This window comes from Amycolatopsis sp. SID8362 (genome assembly GCF_010550475.1).
GTDB classification, from domain to species: Bacteria; Actinomycetota; Actinomycetes; order Mycobacteriales; family Pseudonocardiaceae; genus Amycolatopsis; species Amycolatopsis eburnea.
This window is the reverse complement of the sequence record NZ_JAAGNB010000349.1, coordinates 1-2,677: the sequence shown is the minus strand read 5'-3', so window position 1 is coordinate 2,677 and position 2,677 is coordinate 1. Positions and strand designations below refer to the sequence as shown.

The window sequence follows — 2,677 nt, the reverse complement described above, 5'->3', positions numbered from 1 at the left end:
CCAGCGCGACCCCGAGCACGCCGGCCGCGGGCGGCAGCGCGAGCCGTCGGCCGAGCCGCTGCCACGCCCACCCGAGCGCGGCACCGCACCCGACGGTCAGCACGCCGAGCGCGACGACCGGGTGCGGCCCGCCCGCCACGCGCGTCACGAGGGTCAGCGCGCCGAGGAGCAGGACGTTCAGCGGCGACGTCGCGGAGTTCGCCGGCGAACCGGGGATGATGCCCCATTCGCCGTGCACGGCGAGGTTCTTGGCGTAGGCGAGCGTGATGTAGGCGTCGTCGGTGAGGCTGCCTTTGGTCACCAGGAAGACCGCGGCACCGAGGAGGGCGCCGTAGACGGGCAGCCAGCGGCCGCGCGTGCTCGTCCGGTCTTCGGTCGTTCTGTCCGCGTCAGTCTCCGCCAGCACCTGTCCACCTCGCGGGCGCGCCATCGCCCTCAGCACGATCGAATGCCCCCGGGTGGCCGGTCCGGGGGTCGCCCGATCGTGGCACGGTTCGCGTGGGACCGCAGTGTGACCGCGTTCCATTGTGGAGCGTCAGCGCGTCCGGCGCCGGGTCGTGCCGAGGACGAGCGCGATCCCGGTGGTGAGCAGCAGGGCACCGAGACCGAGCACCGGGCCCAGGTCGGTGCCGGTGCGGGGGAGGTGCCCGCGGCCGCCAGGGGTCGTCGGGACGGCCGGGTTCGGGCCCGGTGGGGTGGTGCTCGTCTCGGGCGAGGTGGCGGTCGGGGTGGTGGCCGTGGTCGAGGTGACCGTCGTGGTGGTGGGGCTGGTGGGGCTCATCGGGCTGGTGAGGTTTGTGGTGCTGGTGGGGTTAGTGGTGTGCGGGCCCGTGGTCGAGGTGGGGGCAGTGCCCGTGGTGCTGGTCGACGTGGGGGTCGTGCTTGTGCCGGTCGGTGTGGCGCTCGGCGAGGTGGGGGCCGTGCTCGTGCCGGTCGGGCTGGTGCTCGTCGACGTGGGGGCCGTGGTCGTGCCGGTCGGTGTGGTGCTCGTGGTCGGGGTGGGTGCCGTGGTGCTCGTCGTCCCGGTGGTCGGCGTGGTGCTCGTCGAGGTGGGCTCGGTCGGCGCCGTGGTGGTGGGAGCGGTGGTGGTGCCCGTCGCGGTGGTCGTGGTAGGCGTGGTGGTGGGGGCCGTCGAGGTCGTCGTGACCGTGGTCGTCGTGGTCGGCTCGGGCGTGGTGCCGCACGAAGGCAGGTCGCCGGTGAACGGGTACGCGTGGAACTCCTGCCCGCTGCCCTGGCCCGTCCCGGAGCCGTGGACCAGGCTGCCCGCCGTGAAGAACCGGCCGTTCGTGCCGGGGAGGGTCACCGTCGTGGTGCCGTCCGGGCGGCCCGCCAGCACGCTGCCCTGGAACATGCCGCTGCCGGTGAGGCGGACCACCCGGGCGTCGGGGAAGTTCCACAGCAGGCGGGGCCGCAGCCGGTTGAGGGGGTCGGTGTCGTCGAGGCTGCCGCTGTAGGTGTTGATCACCCGGGCCGAGCCGGTGAGGTTGACCAGCACCGTGGCCCCGTCCGGGATGCCGGCGAACGCGATGCCCTGGGTGGCCCCGCCGGGGCCGGCGACGTCCTGGGTGACGGTGAAGACCTGCAGCGCCGACTTCCCGTCGCCGGTGAAAAGCGTCTGGTGGTTCTGGTTCACGACGGTCCCGGTGGCCGCGGCCCGCGCGTAGCACTCGCTGGCGGCGGTCAGCTCGGCCCGCAGGCCCGCGTACGGCTTCATCGCCGCGGTGTCGTGGACGACGGTGCCGAGCACGGTGCCGCTGATGCTCCCGGCGTGCCGCACGACGCCGCCACCCGAGTCGCCCACGGCGTCGAGCCGCTGGCCGTCGGCGACCGAAAGGTCACCGCCGACGGTCAGGTAGTCGGCCCCGTCCGGCGGCGGGACGCGCGAGCCGACGCCGGCGACGCCGACGTTGTAGATCGACGAGCCCGCGGTCTTGCGCAGCGAGAAGTCCCCGCCGACAACCACCCGCCCCTCTGCTTCGGCGGCGCTGCCGGTGACGTGCATGTCGCCGCCCGCGAAGACGTTGATGGCGTTGTCGCGGCCGGCGAACGCCCCGTTGCCGACCGGCGGGAAGGTGCCGGGACACGTCCCGGGCACGCACGGCCCGAGCCCACCGGGCAGCGGATCGGCGGCGGCGGGACGTACGGCGGGGATCGAGAGGACCACGAGCCCGCAGGCCGCCAGCGCCGCGAGCGCGGCATGGGTCACGCGCACGGGACCTCCCCTGTCCACTGTGGACTTACCGTGCCGGACGATAGCGGCGGCTCGGGTGGAGTGCCCGTGGATGCACCCGATCGGGGAGCGTCGCGGGACGACGCGTCAAGCGGTGCGACGCCTCGCGCCCCCGCGTGGATCGGGGCCGGCAAGAGGTCGCGGAGCCGGCGTGCCGAGTCCAGGTCGAGATCACCGGTGCAGCGGACCGTGACGATTCCGGCGTCCATGCTGAGGGAAAGCTCGGGCGGCGCGAGTTCACTCGTCGGCGGACGTCGCTAAGATTCGGCGGTTCGCCGTCCGTGAGGCGAAGGGAAGCGGTGGAAGCCAAGAACGTCGACGCGGGAGCCTGGGCGCCCGGCAAAGTCGCCGAGCTGCTCGGCGTCTCACCCGTGACACTGCGCAGCTGGAGCGCGCGCTACGGGATCGGCCCGCCGGCCGGCGCCGGACGCCACCGCCGCTACT

The 2,677-nt window shown here is 74.1% G+C and carries 2 protein-coding genes and 1 pseudogene; 1 reads left to right on the top strand and 2 read right to left on the bottom strand.

Going from position 1 to position 2,677, the window contains the following annotated elements; all coding sequences use genetic code 11:
• Nucleotides 1–343, bottom strand: a pseudogene (locus tag G3I65_RS11595) (hypothetical protein); the annotation flags it as partial.
• Between the two features lie 192 nt (nucleotides 344–535).
• On the bottom strand, nucleotides 536–2,215 hold the full coding sequence (locus tag G3I65_RS11590; protein WP_309235403.1) for a choice-of-anchor A family protein: 1,680 nt from the start codon (nucleotides 2,213–2,215) through the stop codon (nucleotides 536–538).
• Between the two features lie 317 nt (nucleotides 2,216–2,532).
• Between G3I65_RS11590 and G3I65_RS11585 the strand changes: the two genes are divergently transcribed.
• A partial coding sequence (locus G3I65_RS11585) for a MerR family DNA-binding transcriptional regulator (RefSeq protein ID WP_160696109.1) occupies nucleotides 2,533–2,677 on the top strand: 145 nt, incomplete at its 3' end.